The sequence below is a fragment of the Bradyrhizobium sp. CB3481 genome, from assembly GCF_029714305.1.
Taxonomy (GTDB): domain Bacteria; phylum Pseudomonadota; class Alphaproteobacteria; order Rhizobiales; family Xanthobacteraceae; genus Bradyrhizobium.
Window position 1 is genome coordinate 7,668,229 of the sequence record NZ_CP121647.1, and the last position, 18,281, is coordinate 7,686,509.

At 63.9% G+C, this 18,281-nt stretch carries 18 protein-coding genes and 1 tRNA gene; 14 read left to right on the plus strand and 5 right to left on the minus strand.

All coding sequences use genetic code 11. The features are described 5' to 3' along the window. Positions 1-389: 389 nt before the first annotated feature. A tRNA-Arg gene (locus QA643_RS36905) sits at positions 390-466 on the minus strand. 260 nt (positions 467-726) lie between these two features. Further along, positions 727-2,205, minus strand: a complete 1,479-nt coding sequence (locus QA643_RS36910; protein WP_283030626.1) for a HAMP domain-containing sensor histidine kinase — start codon at positions 2,203-2,205, stop codon at positions 727-729. A gap of 420 nt (positions 2,206-2,625) precedes the next feature. Between QA643_RS36910 and rpmH the strand changes: the two genes are divergently transcribed. From rpmH to dapE, 11 genes are all read left to right on the plus strand, one after another. After that, positions 2,626-2,760, plus strand: coding sequence for a 50S ribosomal protein L34 (rpmH, locus tag QA643_RS36915; RefSeq protein ID WP_008542748.1), 135 nt, complete (start codon positions 2,626-2,628; stop codon positions 2,758-2,760). Positions 2,761-2,785: 25 nt separating this feature from the next. Continuing rightward, complete coding sequence (gene rnpA / locus QA643_RS36920; protein WP_283030627.1) at positions 2,786-3,247, plus strand: ribonuclease P protein component; 462 nt, start codon at positions 2,786-2,788, stop codon at positions 3,245-3,247. 19 nt (positions 3,248-3,266) lie between these two features. Further along, on the plus strand, positions 3,267-5,120 hold the full coding sequence (gene yidC, locus QA643_RS36925) for a membrane protein insertase YidC (RefSeq protein ID WP_283030628.1): 1,854 nt from the start codon (positions 3,267-3,269) through the stop codon (positions 5,118-5,120). Between the two features lie 140 nt (positions 5,121-5,260). Next, on the plus strand, positions 5,261-5,911 hold the full coding sequence (gene yihA, locus QA643_RS36930; RefSeq protein WP_283030629.1) for a ribosome biogenesis GTP-binding protein YihA/YsxC: 651 nt from the start codon (positions 5,261-5,263) through the stop codon (positions 5,909-5,911). After that, entirely contained in the window at positions 5,911-6,282 is a 372-nt protein-coding gene (locus tag QA643_RS36935) for a DUF423 domain-containing protein (RefSeq protein ID WP_283030630.1), read from the plus strand. Before yihA ends, QA643_RS36935 begins: the two co-directional genes overlap by 1 nt. Before the next feature lie 224 nt (positions 6,283-6,506). Further along, positions 6,507-7,403: an acetylglutamate kinase gene (gene argB / locus QA643_RS36940; protein WP_283030631.1), complete on the plus strand. Its 897-nt coding sequence runs from the start codon at positions 6,507-6,509 to the stop codon at positions 7,401-7,403. 176 nt (positions 7,404-7,579) lie between these two features. Next, positions 7,580-8,566 carry a DUF1036 domain-containing protein gene (locus tag QA643_RS36945; protein WP_283035054.1) on the plus strand — a complete coding sequence of 329 codons (987 nt, stop codon included), beginning with the start codon at positions 7,580-7,582 and terminating at the stop codon, positions 8,564-8,566. A gap of 179 nt (positions 8,567-8,745) precedes the next feature. Beyond that, a complete protein-coding gene (locus QA643_RS36950) occupies positions 8,746-9,444 on the plus strand; it encodes a pyrimidine 5'-nucleotidase (RefSeq protein ID WP_283030632.1) in 699 nt (232 codons plus the stop codon). Between the two features lie 206 nt (positions 9,445-9,650). Further along, complete coding sequence (gene dapD / locus QA643_RS36955; RefSeq protein WP_283030633.1) at positions 9,651-10,496, plus strand: 2,3,4,5-tetrahydropyridine-2,6-dicarboxylate N-succinyltransferase; 846 nt, start codon at positions 9,651-9,653, stop codon at positions 10,494-10,496. A 124-nt stretch (positions 10,497-10,620) separates the two neighbouring features. Further along, positions 10,621-11,253, plus strand: a complete 633-nt coding sequence (locus QA643_RS36960; protein ID WP_283030634.1) for a DUF805 domain-containing protein — start codon at positions 10,621-10,623, stop codon at positions 11,251-11,253. Next, a complete protein-coding gene (gene dapE, locus QA643_RS36965) occupies positions 11,246-12,412 on the plus strand; it encodes a succinyl-diaminopimelate desuccinylase (RefSeq protein WP_283030635.1) in 1,167 nt (388 codons plus the stop codon). Before QA643_RS36960 ends, dapE begins: the two co-directional genes overlap by 8 nt. A gap of 63 nt (positions 12,413-12,475) precedes the next feature. Here dapE and truA read toward each other — a convergent pair whose 3' ends face one another. From truA to def, 3 genes are all read right to left on the minus strand, one after another. After that, a complete protein-coding gene (gene truA, locus QA643_RS36970) occupies positions 12,476-13,213 on the minus strand; it encodes a tRNA pseudouridine(38-40) synthase TruA (protein WP_283030636.1) in 738 nt (245 codons plus the stop codon). Positions 13,214-13,335: 122 nt separating this feature from the next. Beyond that, entirely contained in the window at positions 13,336-14,268 is a 933-nt protein-coding gene (fmt, locus tag QA643_RS36975; RefSeq protein ID WP_283030637.1) for a methionyl-tRNA formyltransferase, read from the minus strand. A gap of 139 nt (positions 14,269-14,407) precedes the next feature. Next, positions 14,408-14,935, minus strand: coding sequence for a peptide deformylase (gene def, locus QA643_RS36980; RefSeq protein WP_283030638.1), 528 nt, complete (start codon positions 14,933-14,935; stop codon positions 14,408-14,410). Positions 14,936-15,107: 172 nt separating this feature from the next. Here def and rmuC point away from each other — a divergent pair, with 172 nt between their 5' ends. From rmuC to QA643_RS36995, 3 genes are all read left to right on the plus strand, one after another. Continuing rightward, positions 15,108-16,316, plus strand: coding sequence for a DNA recombination protein RmuC (gene rmuC / locus QA643_RS36985; protein WP_283030640.1), 1,209 nt, complete (start codon positions 15,108-15,110; stop codon positions 16,314-16,316). A gap of 80 nt (positions 16,317-16,396) precedes the next feature. Further along, positions 16,397-16,696, plus strand: coding sequence for a GIY-YIG nuclease family protein (locus QA643_RS36990; protein ID WP_283030641.1), 300 nt, complete (start codon positions 16,397-16,399; stop codon positions 16,694-16,696). A 164-nt stretch (positions 16,697-16,860) separates the two neighbouring features. Then, positions 16,861-18,231 carry an MFS transporter gene (locus QA643_RS36995; protein ID WP_283030642.1) on the plus strand — a complete coding sequence of 457 codons (1,371 nt, stop codon included), beginning with the start codon at positions 16,861-16,863 and terminating at the stop codon, positions 18,229-18,231. Positions 18,232-18,281 lie beyond the last annotated feature (50 nt).

Genomic DNA, 18,281 nt, shown 5'->3' on the forward strand with positions numbered 1-18,281 from the left:
ATGGCGTTGCCGATCCGCGCCGCTCAGTGGCGCCGAGGTCGTGATCGACGCTGCGCGACCGTGAGTTGTCAAATGCCGACACTGCGCGCATCGGCTTCGTTGACACAGTGTGGACATGGAGAACGGCGAGCGGCCAAGGAGAGGAAGGAAAGCCGTCAAATCATTGAACTGACGGCTTTATTTGGTTGCGCGGGCAAGATTTGAATTTGCGACCTTCAGGTATGAGCCTGACGGACTCGCACCGGCACTGAAGTCAGAACAGCGACTGAAAAGTGCCGACGAAAATTTCGGTGTTTCCGGAGCAGCCCGCCGCGGGACCTCGAGCTCGGCTTCCTTGCAAATCCCGTAAAAGGCCAATAATTTTTGCACGGTAAGTAGCGGCTAAGTGCTGGCGCGCCCGAAGAGATTCGAACTCCTGACCCCCAGATTCGTAGTCTGGTGCTCTATCCAGCTGAGCTACGGGCGCGTTTTCGCTTTGGGCTTTAAGGGGCCCGGATGCGTCCGAAGGTGCGGACGGCCGCGAAAGAGCGCTCTAGCTACCCGCTCCGGCCTCGCTTTGCAAGGTCCGGAAATGCGGTCAGGGAGCGAATAACGCGGTGGTAAACGCGGGGTTCGGATTAGACTCGCGCCTTACCTCTGGATTCCGGGTTCGATGCGGAGCCTGTCATCGGGCGCGCACGCGCGACCCGTTGGCATGGCCCCGGAATGACCTGAGAGAACAAGCCCTTACGCCCGCGCCCGCTCGTCGCGGACGCTCTGCAGTTCCACCGGGCGGTCCGGGATCGAGATCCGGAAGGTGGCGCCGATGGTGCCCTCGACCAGATGGATGTCGCCGTCATGGGCGCGGACCAGTTCGGCGGCGATCGCAAGCCCGAGCCCGCTGCCGCCGGGACGGCCGGAGGTCTGGAACGCCTCGAACAGATGCTCGCGCGCCTTGGCCGGCACGCCGGGACCGGTATCGGAGACCTCGATGATGGCGACCGAGCCTTCGCGGCGGCCGGTGATGCGGATCTGCAAGGGCGAGCCGTCGCCCTTCGGCCGGCTGTCCAGTGCCTGCACCGCGTTGCGCACCAGATTGAGCAGCACGCGGAAGAGCTGGTCCGGATCGGCATCGATCGACAGGCCGCGCTCGATCGCGCTGATCCAGGTGATCGAGGCGTCGGCGGCGATCCCTGCAGATTCGCGCACCTCAGTGACGACAGGCTCGACCTGAATCATGCGGCGGTCGGGCGCGGCTTCCTGGGCGCGGCCGTAAGACAGCGTCGACTGGCAGAAATCGATGGCGCGCTCCAGCGAGCGCATCAGCTTCGGCGCAAAGCGCTGCACGCGCGGGTCCGGCACGCTGGCGAGCTGGTCCGACAGCAATTGCGAAGACGCCAGCAAGTTGCGCAGATCGTGGTTGATCTTCGATACCGCAAGGCCGAGCGCGGCGAGCCGGCTTTTCTGCGACAGCATCGAGACCAGATCGCGCTGCATGTCGGACAGTTCGCGCTCGGCGACGCCTATCTCGTCGCCGCGCTGGCTCGGCACGATGATGCGCGCCGCGCTTTCCGGATTCTCGTGGAAACCGACGAGATTGGCGGTCAGCCGCCGCATCGGCCGCACGAACAAATAATGCAGCGCGAGGTAGACCAAGCCCGCCGCGAGCAGCGCGATGCCGAGCGACACCACGAGAAGGTTGCGGGAAAACCGGTACATCGCCTGGCGCAGCGGCAATTCGTCGATCACTACCTCGATGAACTGCGCGCCGCCGGGCGCCGGGCCGACCACGCGGATCGACTGGTTGCCGCGCTCCAGCATGGTCTCAAAGGATTCGACGATCGCCGACCACACCGTGATCGTGCGCAGGTCGATATCGCGATCGATCGCCGCCGGGAGATCGGCGCTGGCGAGCATCCGGCGCTGCTGGCCCATCTTGATCGCGACTGCACGCGCGCCGACGCTGGTCAGGATCTGCCGCGCCAGCGAATCCGGGACCATCCCGAGCGGCGCCGCGTCCAGCACCAGCGCAGCGGTGTTGGCCGCGGCGAGGCGGTCGTTCAGCCGGTTGGTCCAGAAATTTGCAATCGAGGGGATGTAGATCAACACAAGGGCGATCATCACGAGCGGGATGGTCAGCAGCAACAGCTTGCCGGACAGCCCGAGCCGACGCGGGGCGCAGGACCGCGGTGCTTGGGGGGTCGGCTGGTCGTCAATCGCTGACACGAATATTTGCCCTGACACTTTAAGGGACCCCGGCCGGACCCACGCCGCTCCAGCCTATATGGGTCGGCCGAACCGTGATTCCGAGGATGCGGTTGGGCCATCGGCCGGTCAAATTACCGATCGCTAATGTCCCGTGGTTCCGGTGATCCGGAGACGCCGCCGTCTCGCCCTTAAAAACCCCGCGAAAACAGATATATTCGCCCCAATTGCGACGTTTCAAAGAACACGCGCTGCGGCAACCCCCGACATTGACGAAAACAGGTCGCTCCCGTATAAGCCGCGCCAACTGTCCGCGATGGCCCGGTTTCACCCGGGGGCGGCTCATTTGGGGCCGTAAAGGGCCCCTTTTCGGGCCGGCCCGCATCATCGGACTTGATCTCAATCCAACAGGCAAATTGCCCGGTCAGCGGAGAACTACCCGTGAAGCGGACTTATCAACCCAGCAAACTGGTGCGCAAGCGCCGTCACGGCTTCCGCGCCCGTCTCGCCACTGCCGGCGGCCGCAAGGTCCTCGCCGCCCGCCGTGCGCGCGGCCGCAAGCGTCTGAGCGCCTGAGCCGGATCTTCCGGAGATTTCATTCATGGATCGGCTGAGGCAGCGGGCGGATTTTCTCGCCGTTGCCAATGGCACGCGGGCCAATGGCGCTGCCTTTGTCGTTCAGGGCCGTGCCCGCGACGATGATGGCCCGATCCGGATCGGTTTCACCGTTACCAAGAAAAACGGCACCGCCACCGAGCGCAATCGCATCCGGCGCCGGCTTCGCGAACTGGTGAAGCGGGTCGATGTCATATCCATGCGACCCCATCATGATTATGTGCTGGTAGGCCGCCGCGCCGCGCTCACCCGCGACTTCGCCACCATGCTCGACGATCTCCGCTCGGCGCTGCATCGCCTCGACCGGCAGCCGAAGCTGCAAGGTGGCGGCAAAGCGCTGGCAGGCGAGGTGGATACCCGGCCCGCGCGAAAAACCGCGTCCAAACCAAAAACGAGGGCCTCGGGTCCGACGCCAGTCGGAACCGGCAGGACCCGCAGCCCGAATTGAATGGCGAGACCCCGAAACGATGACCGATAATCGCAACACCATCCTCGCCGTCATTCTGTCCGGCCTCGTCCTGATCGCCTGGCAATATTTCTACAACGTGCCGCAGATGGAGCGGCAGCGCGCGCAACAGCAGACCCAGGCCGAGCTCAACAAGCCGGCGCCGCAGCAGGCGCCGGGCTCCACCCCGGCGCAACCGGGTGCGACGCCCTCCCCCAGCGCCCCCGCCGGCCAGACCGCCCAGCCGGTCGTCAGCCGCGATACCGCCATCGCCGCGACGCCCCGCATCAAGATCGAAACGCCGCGGCTTTCCGGCAGCATCGCGCTGAAGGGCGGCCGCATCGACGATCTGTCGCTGGAGAAATTCCGCGACACCGTCGATCCCAAATCGCCCGCGATCGTGCTGTTCTCGCCTTCGAACACGGCGCACCCCTATTATGCCGAGTTCGGCTGGGTAGGGGCCTCGGGCTCGACCGCGCGGCTTCCCGACCGCGAGACAGTGTGGCAGCAGGAGGGCTCCGGCAGCCTGACGCCGGAGAAGCCGATCACGCTGAAATGGGACAATGGCGAGGGCCTCACCTTCCGCCGCACGATCTCGATCGACGATCGCTATCTCTTCACCATCAAGGATGACGTCACCAATGTCGGCAGTGCGCCGGTCACGCTCTATCCGTTCGCGCTGATTTCCCGGCACGGCACGCCCGAGGTCTCGGGTTACTACATCCTGCATGAAGGCCTGATCGGATATCTCGGCGAGCAGGGCCTGCAGGAATTTGGCTACAAGAAAATCGACGAGGCCAAATCGGTCGACTTCAAGGTCACCAATGGCTGGCTCGGCATCACCGACAAATACTGGGCGTCGGCGCTGTTGCCCGATACGACCGCCAAGCTGCAGGCACGCTTCGCCTCCAACCAGGTCGGCACCAAGCACCACTACCAGACCGACTACCTGCTGGAGCCCCAGACTATTGCGATCGGCGGCACCGGCAGCGCCAATGCGCGGCTGTTCGCCGGCGCCAAGGAAGCCGGCGTCGTCGGCATCAACTTCCCGCTCGCCGGCCATGGCGGCTACAACAAGCAGCTCGGGCTGAACCATTTCGATCTGTTGATCGACTGGGGCTGGTTCTACTTCATCACCAAGCCGATGTTCCTGGCGCTGGATTACTTCTTCCACCTGTTCGGCAATTTCGGTCTCGCCATCCTGCTGGTGACCGTGCTGGTGAAGCTGGCGTTCTATCCGCTCGCCAACAAGTCCTACGCCTCGATGGCGAAGATGAAGTCGGTGCAGCCGCAGCTGCAGGCGCTCAAGGAGCGCTATCCTGACGACCGCCAGAAGCAGCAGCAGGAGATGATGGAGATCTACCGCAAGGAGAAGATCAACCCGGTCGCCGGGTGTCTTCCCGTGGCCTTGCAGATCCCGGTGTTCTTCTCGCTCTACAAGGTGCTGTTCGTCACCATCGAAATGCGCCACGCCCCGTTCTACGGCTGGATCAAGGATCTCTCGGCGCCGGACCCGACCACGATCTTCAACCTGTTCGGGCTGTTGCCGTTCGATCCGACGCATGTGCCGGTGCTCGGCGCCTATCTGGCGCTCGGCGTCTGGCCGATCATCATGGGCATCACGATGTGGTTCCAGATGAAGCTGAACCCGACGCCGCCGGATCCGACCCAGAAGATGATCTTCGACTGGATGCCGCTGATCTTCACCTTCATGCTGGCAGGCTTCCCGGCGGGCCTCGTGATCTACTGGGCCTGGAACAACCTGCTCTCGGTCATCCAGCAGAGCTACATCATGCGGAAGAACGGCGTGAAGGTGGAGCTGTTCGATAACATCCGCAACTCATTCAAAAAAAAAGTGACGACTGAGGCGGCGTAACACCGTCATTGCGAGCGAAGCGAAGCAATCCATGCCTCTGCACGGGGATAGATGGATTGCTTCGTCGCCTCAGCGCAAAATTGCTTCGCAATGTTGTCGCGAGCTCCTCGCAATGACGGTGAGAGAACGAGAACCTTCCCATGACCGCCGACATCGATGCGACGCTGATCGAAGAAGGGCGAAAGCTCTTTGCCGGCGACTGGAAATTCGTCTGGGCCTCGCCCTCGATCGAGACGCTGCCGCCGATGGCGGGCATGGAGGTGGCGTTTGCCGGCCGCTCCAACGTCGGCAAATCGAGCCTGATCAACGCACTCACCGGCCGCAACGCGCTGGCGCGCACCTCGCACACGCCGGGCCGCACCCAGGAGCTGATCTTCTTCGATGGCCCGGACGGCGCAGGCCTGCGGCTGGTCGACATGCCCGGCTATGGCTACGCCTCGGCGCCCAAGACCCAGGTCGCCTCCTGGACCAAACTGATCCATCAATTCCTCTTGGGACGCGCCACGCTGGCGCGGGTCTATGTCCTGATCGACGCGCGCCACGGCATCAAGGATGTCGATCAGGACGTCTTGAAGACGCTGGACAAGTCCGCGGTGAGCTATCAGGTGGTGCTGACCAAGGCGGACCAAGTGAAGAAGCTTGAGCTGGAGAAGAACATCGCTGAAACGACGGCGGCGCTCGCCAAGCATCCGGCGGCGTTTCCGGACATCCTGGTGACGTCCTCGCGCACCAGTGCCGGCATGCCCGAATTGCGCGCGGCCATGGTGCGGCTGTTGAAAGAGCGCAGCTAATGAACCGTACCGGCCGTATCCTGATCGTGCTCGCTGCGATCATGGGTGCCGACGGCGTCATGCTGGCGGCAGCCTCTGCCCATGGCGCGAATGCCTCGCGGCTGGCGTCGGCCTCGTCGATGCTGCTGTTTCACGCGTGCGCGGTATTGGGTGCCGTCGCATTGGCCGAGCGCGCCATCGTTCACGCGAAAATCGGCCTCCTCGCGGCGTTCGGCTTTGTTCTCGGCGCGAGCCTGTTCGCCGGCGATCTGACGCTGCGGCACTATGCCGGCAACGGACTGTTTCCGATGGCCGCGCCGACCGGCGGGACACTGTTGATCGCCAGCTGGCTGGCGCTGGCGGTCGCGGCGGCCTGGCCGAGGCGGGGGTAATCTCGCGTCCCGAACGCGGTGCAGCCTAGGCGATGCGTAGCATCGTCCGGTAATGCTCCGCAGAGCCGGGACCTACCGCAGCCACATGGGCCCCGGCTCAACAGCGCACCGCTCCGCGCTGCGCTGCGTCCGGGGCACGAGCCCCTGCAATTCCCCCACTTTGCGCCCTGCCCGCCAATCGGATAGAACCCGGCCCGACATCCGTAATTGGCGAGACCCGCTTCATGACCTCAGCGCCGACTATCAGTGCTCTCGATCAAGCCCGCATCCTGTCGGAAGCGCTGCCGCACATGCAGCAATATGACGAAGAAACCATCGTCATCAAATATGGCGGCCACGCCATGGGCGCGGAGGAAACCGCCAAGGCATTCGCCCGCGATATCGTGCTGCTCGAGCAGACCGCGATCAATCCGGTGGTGGTGCATGGCGGCGGGCCGCAGATCGCGACCATGCTCAAGCGGCTCGGCATCCAGTCCGAATTCGCTGCCGGCCTGCGCATCACCGACGCCGCCACCATCGAGATCGTCGAGATGGTGCTGGCGGGTTCGGTCAACAAGCAGCTCGTCGGCTACATCAACGAAGCCGGCGGCAAGGCTGTTGGCCTCTCCGGCAAGGACGGCAACATGGTGAAGGCGAGCAAGACGTCGCGCACCATGGTCGATCCGGATTCGAACATCGAGAAGGCGGTCGATCTCGGTTTCGTCGGCGATCCTGATAAGGTCGACCTCACGCTGTTGAACCAGTTGATCGGCTATGAGCTGATCCCGGTGCTGGCGCCGCTCGCGACCTCGCATGACGGCCACACGCTCAACGTCAATGCCGACACCTTTGCCGGTGCGGTCGCCGGCGCGCTGAAGGCCAAGCGGCTCTTGCTGCTGACCGACGTTCCCGGCGTGCTCGACAAGTCCAAGAAATTGATTCCGGAACTGTCGGTCAAGGACGCGCGCAAACTGATCGCCGACGGCACGATTTCCGGCGGCATGATCCCGAAGGTCGAGACCTGCATCTACGCGCTGGAGCAGGGCGTGCAGGGCGTCGTCATCATCGATGGCAAGATGCAGCACGCGGTGCTGCTCGAATTGTTCACCAACCAGGGCACCGGCACGCTGATCCACAAGTGATGAGTAAGGCGGCGACGCAAACCAAGACCGTCATGGCCGGGCTTGTCCTGGCCATCCACGTCTTTGTCGACCGCCAAAAGGAAGACGTGGATGCCCGGGTCAAGCCCGGGCATGACGAGCGGAAAGCGCTGCAAGGCTTCCCGAAAAAAATGCGTCAGTATGTCAGACGCACGATGCTGGCGCTGCAGGCCGCAGCCGTCTCGTTCTTCGTTTCCGCCCTGCCCGCGCTCGCCGACCTGAAACTCTGCAATCGCATGAGCTACGTCGTCGAAGCCGCGATCGGCATCGACGACAAGGCGGCGACGGCGACGCGGGGCTGGTTCCGGATCGATCCGGCCGCCTGCCGTGTGGTGCTGCAGGGCGCGCTTACCGCCGACCGTATCCTCTTGAATGCGCGCGCACTCGGCGTCTATGGCGCCTCCCCGATCCCGCAGAACGGCAGCGACACGCTGTGCATCGCGCCCGACAATTTCGTCATCGCCGCCGCCCGCCAGTGCCGCGGCAACCAGTCGCCGGCGCCGTTCACCCAGATCACGCCGACGCGGACCGACGACGGCAACCTCGTCGCCTATCTCGCCGAGGATAACGAATATGACGACGAGCAAGCGCGGCTCGCCGGCATCCAGCGGCTGCTCGTCATCGCCGGCTATGACGCCGCCCCGATCGACGGCGTCGACGGGCCGAAGACGCAGGCCGCGCTTGCGGCATTTTTGAAGAGCCGCGGGCTGTCGGCCGACATCGTGCAGTCGCAAAATTTCTTCACCACCATGATCGAAGCCGTGCAGAAGCCGTCCTCCACCGGGCTGACCTGGTGCAACGACACGCCGCATAAGATCATGGCGGCGGTCGCCACCGACGACGGCAAGGTGGTGACGAGCCGCGGCTGGTACCGCATCGATCCCGGCAAGTGCCTGCATCCCGACGTGACCGGCCAGCCCAGGCAGGTCTACAGCTTTGCCGAGGCGGTCGATGGCGACAACCGCACCATCAAATACCGCGACAGGCCGCTCAACTGGGGCGGCCCGAAAGAGCTGTGCACGCGCGAGAGCAAGTTCGAAGTCTCCGAACAGGGCGATTGCGGCAGCCGCGGCCTTGCGCCGATCGGCTTTGCGCCGGTCGATATATCGAGCGGCGGCAAGACGCTGCGATTTGCGATGCCGTGAGGTATGCTGTCGCCATTCATTCCGTTGTCGTCCCCGCGAAGGCGGGGACCCATAACCACAGGGTTGGGTTTTGGCCACTGGCGGCAACCACGATTGAAGGTAACACGCGCCGTGCCTATCGATAATCTACACGGCGTATGGGTCCCCGCGTTCGCGGGGACGACGGGAGTGTGAGTGCCATGAAATCAGACTCCCCTCGTGCTTTCGGCCATATCGACACCTGGGTGTTCGACCTCGACAACACGCTGTACCCGCATCACGTCAATCTCTGGCAGCAGGTCGACGCGCGGATCGGCGAGTTCATCAGTGCATTCCTGAAGATCTCGCCGGAAGAAGCCCGCGTGATCCAGAAGGATTATTACCGCCGCTACGGCACCAGCATGCGCGGCATGATGACCGAGCACGGCGTGCGGGCCGACGACTACCTCGCCTATGTGCACAGGATCGATCACTCGCCGCTGGAGCCGAACCCGGCGATGGGAGCTGCGATCGCAAAGCTTCCGGGCCGCAAGCTGATCCTGACCAACGGCTCGACCGACCATGCCGGCGCAGTGCTGGACCGGCTCGGCATTTCACATCATTTCGAGGCAGTGTTCGACATCATCGCCGCCGAGCTGGAACCGAAGCCGGCGCCGCAGACCTATGACCGCTTCCTGCGCGTCCACGGCGTGGACCCGTTGAGAGCGGTGATGTTCGAGGATCTCGCCCGCAACCTCGTGGTGCCGCATCAGCTCGGCATGACCACCGTGCTGGTGGTGCCCGATGGCGCCAAGGAAGTGGTGCGCGAGGATTGGGAGCTGGAAGGCCGCGACGCCGCCTATGTCGATCACGTCACGGATGATCTGACCGGGTTTTTGCAGAGGTTGAGTGAAAAGTAGCCTGGCCTCCAACCGTCATACCCCGCGAAGGCGGGGTATCCAGTACGCCGCGGCCTTCGAATGATCCTCCGAAGTCTCGGAGTACTGGATCACCCGCTTTCGCCTTTCGCGGGTGATGACAGCCGTGATGAGGCGAGCCTTGACTCTCCCTCGCCAAATCCCGAAAAAGCCCCCCAACTTCGCCCGAAATCCCCAAGGAAATCCCGATGTCCCTGTCCGCGCTCGAGTCCACCGTCAACTCCGCTTTCGATGCCCGCGACGGCATTTCGACGTCGACCAAGGGCGAGGTGCGCGACGCCGTGGATTCCGCGCTCGAACTGCTCGACAAGGGCGAGGCCCGCGTCGCCGAGCGTGAGGCCTCGGGCAAGTGGAAGGTCAATCAGTGGCTGAAGAAGGCGGTGCTGCTATCGTTCCGCCTCAACGACATGGGCCAGATTCCGGGCGGCCCCGGCAAGGCGTCGTGGTGGGACAAGGTGCCCTCGAAGTTCGACGGCTGGGGCGAGAACCGTTTTCGCGACGCCGGCTTTCGCGCGGTGCCCGGCGCGATCGTGCGCCGCTCCGCCTTCATCGCCCGCAACGTCGTGCTGATGCCCTCCTTCGTCAACCTTGGCGCCTATGTCGATGAGGCGACCATGATCGACACCTGGTCGACGGTTGGTTCCTGCGCGCAGATCGGCAAGCGCGTGCACATTTCGGGCGGCGTCGGCATCGGCGGCGTGCTGGAGCCGCTGCAGGCCGAACCCGTCATCGTCGAGGACGACTGCTTCATCGGCGCGCGCAGCGAAGTGGCGGAAGGCGTCATCGTGCGCAAGGGCGCGGTGCTTTCGATGGGCGTGTTCCTCGGCGCCTCCACCAAGATCGTCGACCGCGAGACCGGCGAAATCTTCATCGGTGAAGTGCCGGAGTATGCGGTCGTGGTGCCCGGCGCGCTGCCCGGCAAGCCCATGAAGAACGGCCAGATGGGCCCGTCCACCGCCTGCGCGGTGATCGTCAAGCGCGTCGACGAGCGCACCCGCGCGAAAACCAGCATCAACGAGCTGCTGCGGGACTAGAATTCGGCCATTTTGGCCATGATCTGACCGGAAGCCGGGCCGGATCACGCCCCGGTCGAACCCCGGGCCTCACGGCGCGACCAATATACCGGAGGGCAGAACACCGCCGTTCGGAGGTCGACCGATGGACTACGCCTGGTATCTGTTCGGTTTCAAGGGGCGCATCAACCGCGCCCGGTATTGGCAGGCGACGCTGATCATCCTGTGCTGGATGATCTTCCTGGGCATGCTCACGATCGGCGTTGTCGCCCTCTTCGGTGGTAAGGGGCCGATAAATCTCGGCTACGGCGTCGAAGATCTCTTCAAGGTCTTCGATCCAGCTTCCTATCGATCCCTTTCCTTGGCCGACCTGCCTGCGATTGCTTTCAAGACGGCCTTCTCCGCGCTGTTCATGTGGGTCTGGCTGGCCACCTCGATCAAGCGGCTGCATGATCGCGACAAGAGCGGCTGGTGGGTGATTCTGTTTTTCACCGTTCCCCTCTACAACAAGTTCGTCGATCTGCTTCCTGACGACTCCTATTTCGCCGATGTCGTCTTTCCGTTTGGCCTCGCCGCCTTCGCTGGCTGCATCTGGATCTTTGTCGAATTGTGCTTCCTCAAGGGCTCGCGAAATACCAACCGCTTCGGCCCCGACCCGCTCGCACCAAAGGCGCGGCCCGATACGCGGCCGCCCTGGGACCAGCAGAGCGAGATCGAAATGGTTCCCCATAAAGCTGGCCCGCCGCCGGTTTGGCGTGTTAAGCCGGGCTATGAATGACGCCGTTTCCATCACCCGCGACCTCGTCCGCTGCCCTTCCGTAACCCCTGCCGATGCCGGCGCGCTCGGCGTCCTTGAACGGCTTTTGAAAGACGCCGGCTTCGAGGTGCACCGCGTCACCTTCGGTGAACCCGGCACCGCCGACATCGACAATCTCTACGCCCGCATCGGCGACAGCGCGCCGCATATCACCTTTGCCGGCCATACCGACGTGGTGCCGGCGGGCGACGAGACCGCGTGGAGCCACGGCGCGTTCTCAGGCGACATCAAGGACGGCTTCCTCTACGGCCGCGGCGCGGTCGACATGAAGGGCGGCATCGCCTGCAGCGTCGCGGCCGTGCTGCAATATCTCACCGACAACGGCGGCAAGCCGCAAAAAGACGGTCGAGGCTCGATCTCGTTTTTGATTACGGGCGACGAGGAAGACGTCTCCGTCAACGGTACCATCAAGCTTCTGAAGTGGTGCGCCGAACGCGGCGAGAAATTCGATCATTGCGTGCTTGGCGAGCCCTCCAATGTCGAGGTGCTCGGCGACTGCATCAAGATCGGCCGCCGCGGCTCGCAATCCGGTACGCTGTATGTCGACGGCGTGCAGGGCCATGTCGCCTATCCGCACCGCGCGTCAAATCCGGTGCCGGATATCTCGCGGCTGATCGTGGCGCTCGCCGACGAGCCGCTCGATCACGGCAGCGCGCAGTTCCAGGCCTCCAACCTCGAATTCACTTCCGTCGATGTCGGCAATACCGCCTCCAACGTGATCCCCGGCCAGGCGCGCGCCAAATTCAACATCCGCTACAACGACAACCATACCCAGGAGACGCTGCGCGCGCTCGTCGAGGAGCGGCTGGCAAAAGCTTGCGGCAACCGCATCCGCGCCCGCATCGTGTGGGAGCCATCGAATTCCAACGTGTTCGTGACCAAACCCGGCGCCTTCACCGACCTTGCGGTGAGCGCGATCGAAGAGGTGACGGGACGCAGGCCCGAGCTCTCGACCTCCGGCGGCACGTCGGATGCGCGCTTCATTTCGAGCTACTGCCCGGTGATCGAATTCGGCCTGGTCGGCCAGACCATGCACCAGGTCGACGAGCGCACGCCGGTGTCGGATTTGGAGAAGCTGACGAAGATCTATCGCGGGGTGCTGGACAGGTATTTTGCGTGATCCAGCCGTGGGGCTAGACAAAAACATCGAAAACAACCCCATGCACCGTAGGGATTGGGACCGCTAGTACTCCACCCGCACCAGATATAGCCCCTCTGGCGGCGCGACGGGGCCGCAGGCGGCGCGGTTGCGGGCGGCTAGCGCGGCGGCGAGATCGTCGGCGTTCCAGCGGCCTTCGCCGACCCACACCAGCGAGCCCACCATCGAGCGCACCTGGCTGTGCAGGAACGAGCGGGCCGAAGTCAAAACCGAAATCGCGTCGCCTTCCCTGATCACGTCGAGTTGGTCGAGGGTCTTCTCCGGCGATTTCGCCTGGCATTCAGTATCGCGGAAGGTCGTAAAATCGTGCTTGCCGAGTAGCCGTTTTGCGGCGGCGTCCATCGCATCGGTGTCGAGATGGCGCGGCACCCGCCAGCTTCGCTTGATGTCGAGCGCGAGGTTGGCTCTGGTGTTGGTGATGCGATAGCGATAGTGCCGCCGCTTGGCGGAGAAGCGCGCTTCGAAATTGTCAGCCACGATATCAGCCGAAAGCACGCCGATCGGATGCGGGCGCAGATGCGCGTTCAACCCGTCGCGCAGCCGGCCCGGCGGAAACGGCTTTTCGATATCGCAATGCGCGACCTGGCCCAACGCATGGACGCCGGCATCGGTGCGGCCGGAGCCATGCACGCGAACGTTCTCGCCGCAGATCGCCTTCACCGCGGCCTCCAGCGTACCCTGCACGGTCGGCGCGTTGTCCTGGATCTGCCAGCCGGAGAACGGCGTGCCGTCATATTCGATTGTTAGTTTGTAGCGGGGCATCTCAATCCAGTCAGAGCTGTCATCGTCCGCGCAGGCGGACGATCCAGTACGCCGCAGCGTTTCGGTTCAATCCCAAAGGCCGCGGCGTACTGGATACCCCGCCTTCGCGGGGTATGACAGCGTTAAGCGAGGCGCGCGCCGGCCTTCAGCGGTGTGCCGCGCAGGAAGTCCGCGGCCTTCATCCGCGCCTTGCCTTCGCGCTGCAGCTCCAGAATCCGGATGGCGCCGTCGCCGCAGGCGATAGCCAGATTGTCGTCGAGCACCTCGCCGGACGCGCCCGTCCCCTTAACGAACTCGCAGCGCAGCATCTTGATCCGCGCCGGCTCGCCATCACTTGCGATCTCGCACCAGGCGCCGGGAAACGGCGACAGCCCGTGAATGTGCCGCAGCACCGCGCGCGCGGGACGCTTCCAGTCGATCCGCGCTTCGGCCTTCTCGATCTTGGCGGCGTAGGTGACGCCATCCTCGCTCTGCTTAGCGAGTTGCAATCCGCCGCGCTCCAGCCCGCCCATCGCGCGCACCATCAGGTCGGCGCCGAGCGGCGCCAGTGCATCGTGCAGATCGGCCGCGGTCATGGCGTCCGTGATCGCAATCCGCTCGGCCATCGCGACGTCGCCGGTGTCGAGGCCGACATCCATCTTCATCACCATCACGCCGCTCTCGGCATCCCCGGCCATGATGGCGCGGTTGATCGGCGCGGCGCCGCGCCAGCGCGGCAACAGCGAAGCGTGCAGATTGAAGCAGCCGTAGCGCGGCGCGTCGAGAATGGATTGCGGCAGGATCATGCCGTAAGCGACCACGACGGCGGCGTCGGCATTATGCGCGCGGAATTCGGCGAGCGCTTCTGATGTCTTCAGCGTCGTCGGCGTCAGCACGGGAATGTCGAGCCGGCGCGCCTCCTGCTCGACCGGCGTCGGCTGCAGCTTCATGCCCCGCCCGGCCGGTTTTGGCACGCGAGTATAGACGGCGACGACCTCTTGGCCATGGGCCACCAGTTCGAGCAGCGTCGGCACGGAGAAATCGGGCGTGCCCATGAAGATGAGGCGAAGCGGCATGGAACGGAAATCCCAGGTCGATTTGGTTTACCCCGTCATGCCCGGGCTTGTCCCGGGCATCCACGTTCTTGCTTTCCTGCCGCCAAGACGTGGATGGCCGGGACGAGCCCGGCCATGACGGCTGAAAGGGGTGGAAGGCCTACCCCGTCGCGCGCTTGGCGGCCTTGGTAAACTTCTTCAGCACGCGGTCGCGCTTCAGCTTCGACAGGTAGTCGACGAACAAGACGCCGTTGAGGTGGTCGATCTCGTGCTGGATGCAGGTGGCGAACAGCCCCTCGGCGTCTTCCTCCTGCACCTTGCCGTCGAGATCGGTGAAGCGGATGCGCACCCGCGCCGGACGCTCGACTTCCTCGTAATATTCGGGGATCGAGAGGCAGCCCTCCTCATAGACCGACAGTTCCTCGGACGCGGAGAGGATTTCCGGATTGATGAATACCCGCGGTTTCGGCTTGGTCTCGCCGTTCTCGTCCTTCTTGGCGAGATCCATGGTGATCAGCCGCAGCGGCTCGGCGACCTGGATCGCCGCCAGCCCGATGCCGGGCGCGTCGTACATGGTCTCGAACATGTCGTCGGCAAGCTTGCGGATCTGCGTCGTCACCTTCTCGACGGGTTTTGAGACGAGCCGCAACTGCTTGTCCGGCAGGATGATGATTTCTCTGATGGCCATAGCGCGCGATTTAAGCCGCTGATTTGCCGGGGTCAATGCGCGGCGGAACAGGTTAAGGCGGCCTTAACCATGATTTTTAAGGCGGCGTTAACCACGAAAATTAACGGGGCATTCACCATAAATGTTCCCTCTTCGTTCGCGCCGAACGGCGAATCGGGCTACAAGTTGGGCCATGAACGAAATTCTCCTGGAGATCGGCGAGCTGCCGATTCACGTTGGCGAGGCGCTCGCCGCCTTCGGCGCGCTCACGCTCGTGCTGCTGCTGGCGATCGCCAAAGTCATTGCCCGCTCGGGCCGCCGCGGCGCGGAACTGGCGATGGCGCAAGCGATTCGCGCCGACGAGCTCGAGGAGCGCCTCAGCGAGATGCTGCGGGCGCAGAGCGAATCGGCCGGCCGGGTCGATGCGATGGCGCAGGCGCTGACCGGCCGGCAGGCCGAGATGGCGCGCGCCGTCAACGAGCGGCTGGATTCGGTGACGCACCGCGTCGGCCAGTCGATGGAAGCGACCACGCGGCACACCATGGACAGCCTGCGCGTGCTGCACGAGCGGCTCGGCATCATCGACAATGCCCACAAGAACCTCACCGACCTGACCTCGCAGGTGACGACGCTGCGCGACGTGCTCGCCAACAAGCAGTCGCGCGGCGCCTTCGGCCAGGCACGGATGGAGGCGATCGTCCAGGACGGCATGCCGCAGGGCTCCTACGAGTTCCAGTACACGCTCTCATCAGGCAAGCGGCCGGACTGCGTGGTGTTCCTGCCCGACCAGCGGCCGCTCTGCATCGACGCCAAATTTCCGCTGGAGGCGATGACCGCGCTGCACGACGCGCGCACCGACGAGGAGCGCAAATTCGCCAGCCAGCGCCTGCGCAACGACGTGATGAAGCACGTCAATGACATCGCCGAGAAATATTTGATCGCCGGGGAGACCCAGGACACCGCGCTGATGTTCGTGCCGTCGGAATCGGTCTATGCCGAAATTCACGACGGCTTTGACGACGTGATTCAGAAGGCCTACCGCGCCCGCGTCGTGCTGGTGTCGCCGTCGCTCTTGATGCTGGCGATCCAGGTCATGCAGCAGATCCTGAAAGACGCGCGGATGCGCGACGCCGCCGACCAGATCCGCACCGAAGTGCTCAACCTCGGCGACGATCTCGGACGCCTGCGCGAGCGTGTGCTCAAGCTGAAAAAGCATTTTGATGACGTCAACGAGGACGTGCGCCAGATCCTGATCTCGGCGGACAAGATCGAAAAGCGCGCCGGCCGCATCGAGGAGCTCGATTTCAGCAAGACCGACGCACCGGCCGAGATGCCACGCGTCGTGAAAGGCGGAACGGCCGAACTGTTCCCCGCCCCGCGCAAGCTGCAGGCTGGGGAGTGAGTGACTGGTCCGGCCGAAGCCACATATTAGCCTGTCATCGCCCGGCTTGACCGGGCGACCCAGTATCCCAGAGGCCGCAGATGGGAGCACGCAGTTACTACGTCTACATCCTCGCCAGCCGCATCGGCGGTACACTTTACATTGGCGTGACGAACGACTTGGTGCGGCGCGTTGGTGAGCATTGCCTTGAGCTGATGAAGGGTTTCACCAAGAAGTATGACGTGCACAAGCTGGTCTATTTTGAGCAGTTCGACGACATCGAGAGTGCAATCAGGCGCGAGAAGCGGCTGAAGAAATGGAATCGAGCCTGGAAGGTCCGGTTGATCGAGGAACTCAATCCCAACTGGGATGACCTCTATCCAGGTATTGCCAGCCCTTGACCTCGTGAACCCAGCCAAGCTCTCCGCTGTCATCCCCCGCGAAGGCGGGGGACCCAGTATTCCGCGCCCCTCATTGTTGACAATTGATTTCGCGGAGTACTGGATCGTCCGCCTTCGCGGACGATGACAGGTCTTTTTTGGCAAAATCTGCTAACACCCCCTGCATGACCGCACCCGAAGCCACTGCCCGAGCAACCGACAAGACCGAAACGACACGCACCTCCTGGCGCGAGAGCCTGGCCGTCTACCTGCAGCCACGCGTACTGATCGTGCTGATGCTCGGCTTTTCTTCCGGCCTGCCGCTGGCGCTGTCGGGGTCGACGCTCTTGGTCTGGATGCGCGAATCCGGGGTCGATCTTGTCACCATCGGGCTGTTCGCCATGGTCGGCACTCCCTACACGCTGAAGTTCCTGTGGGCGCCGCTGGTTGATGCGCTGCATGTACCATTGTTCACGCGGGCGCTCGGTCGCCGTCGCGGCTGGCTGGTGCTTTCACAATTGCTGTTGATCGGATCGATCCTGCTGCTGGCGCTTACCGATCCTGCGCGCTCGCCGCTGTTCGTGGCGCTCGGCGCGCTGCTGGTGGCGACGATGTCGTCCACTCAGGACATCGTGGTCGATGCGTTTCGCGTCGAAAGCCTGCCCGAGAGCGAGCAGGCCGCGGGCATGGCGTCCTATGTCGCCGCCTATCGCATCGGAATGCTGGTCTCGACTGCGGGCGCGCTGTTCATTGTGACGGGGTTCGAGAGCACCGGCATTACGCGCGGCGCCGCCTGGATGTGGGGTTATGTGGTGATGGCCGCGCTGGTGCTGATCGGGACGATTACCGCCCTGGTCGCGACCGAGCCCGACCAATCCGCGCGCGCGGAAGCTGCGACGCGCAGCGAAAGCGCATTCTCCCGCGTGTTGCATGCCGCGATCGGTGCGTTCTCCGAATTCCTGACCCGCCGCGATGCCTTCGCGGCGCTAGCCTTCGTGGTCCTGTTCAAGTTCACCGATGCGTTCTCCGGCACCATGACCGCGCCGTTCGTGATCGACCTCGGGTTCACGCGCAACGATTATGCCGCGATCGTCAAAGGCGTGGGGCTCGCCGCCACCCTGATCGGCGGCTTCGCGGGCGGGTTCGTGGCGCGGCGCTATTCGCTGGCCGCGAGCCTGTGGATCGGCGGCGTGCTGCAGGCAATCGCCAATCTATCGTTCTCGTGGCTGGCCTTTGTCGGCGTCAACCAGTGGGCGCTGGCGTTCGCTATCACTGCGGAGAATTTCACCAGCGCCATCGGCACTGTGATCTTCGTCGCGTATCTGTCGGCGCTGTGTCGCAACCCGCTACATACCGCAACCCAATATGCGCTGCTGACGGCGCTCGCCGCCGTCGGGCGGACTTACCTTTCCTCCGGCGCGGGCTATGTGGCGAAGGCGACGGGGTGGCCGATGTTTTTCGTGATCTGTGTATTGGTCGCGATCCCCAGTCTGATGCTTCTGGCCTGGTTGCAGCGGCGCGGGCATTTCGAAGCGCTGGGGCCGGTGAAGGTTTAAGCCCCGATCGTCGTCCCCCGCGAAGGCGGGGGACCCAGTATTCCAGAGCA

Excerpts from the sequence above, each read along its gene's own strand:
- rmuC (WP_283030640.1), top strand. The coding sequence starts at position 15,108 with ATGAACGAAATTCTCCTGGAGATCGGCGAGCTGCCGATTCACGTTGGC.
- yihA (WP_283030629.1), top strand. The coding sequence starts at position 5,261 with ATGACCGCCGACATCGATGCGACGCTGATCGAAGAAGGGCGAAAGCTC.
- dapE (WP_283030635.1), top strand. The coding sequence starts at position 11,246 with ATGAATGACGCCGTTTCCATCACCCGCGACCTCGTCCGCTGCCCTTCC.
- def (WP_283030638.1), bottom strand. The coding sequence starts at position 14,935 with ATGGCCATCAGAGAAATCATCATCCTGCCGGACAAGCAGTTGCGGCTC.
- QA643_RS36990 (WP_283030641.1), top strand. The coding sequence starts at position 16,397 with ATGGGAGCACGCAGTTACTACGTCTACATCCTCGCCAGCCGCATCGGC.
- QA643_RS36950 (WP_283030632.1), top strand. The coding sequence starts at position 8,746 with ATGAAATCAGACTCCCCTCGTGCTTTCGGCCATATCGACACCTGGGTG.
- QA643_RS36995 (WP_283030642.1), top strand. The coding sequence starts at position 16,861 with ATGACCGCACCCGAAGCCACTGCCCGAGCAACCGACAAGACCGAAACG.
- dapD (WP_283030633.1), top strand. The coding sequence starts at position 9,651 with ATGTCCCTGTCCGCGCTCGAGTCCACCGTCAACTCCGCTTTCGATGCC.
- truA (WP_283030636.1), bottom strand. The coding sequence starts at position 13,213 with ATGCCCCGCTACAAACTAACAATCGAATATGACGGCACGCCGTTCTCC.
- argB (WP_283030631.1), top strand. The coding sequence starts at position 6,507 with ATGACCTCAGCGCCGACTATCAGTGCTCTCGATCAAGCCCGCATCCTG.
- QA643_RS36960 (WP_283030634.1), top strand. The coding sequence starts at position 10,621 with ATGGACTACGCCTGGTATCTGTTCGGTTTCAAGGGGCGCATCAACCGC.
- rnpA (WP_283030627.1), top strand. The coding sequence starts at position 2,786 with ATGGATCGGCTGAGGCAGCGGGCGGATTTTCTCGCCGTTGCCAATGGC.
- QA643_RS36935 (WP_283030630.1), top strand. The coding sequence starts at position 5,911 with ATGAACCGTACCGGCCGTATCCTGATCGTGCTCGCTGCGATCATGGGT.
- yidC (WP_283030628.1), top strand. The coding sequence starts at position 3,267 with ATGACCGATAATCGCAACACCATCCTCGCCGTCATTCTGTCCGGCCTC.
- fmt (WP_283030637.1), bottom strand. The coding sequence starts at position 14,268 with ATGCCGCTTCGCCTCATCTTCATGGGCACGCCCGATTTCTCCGTGCCG.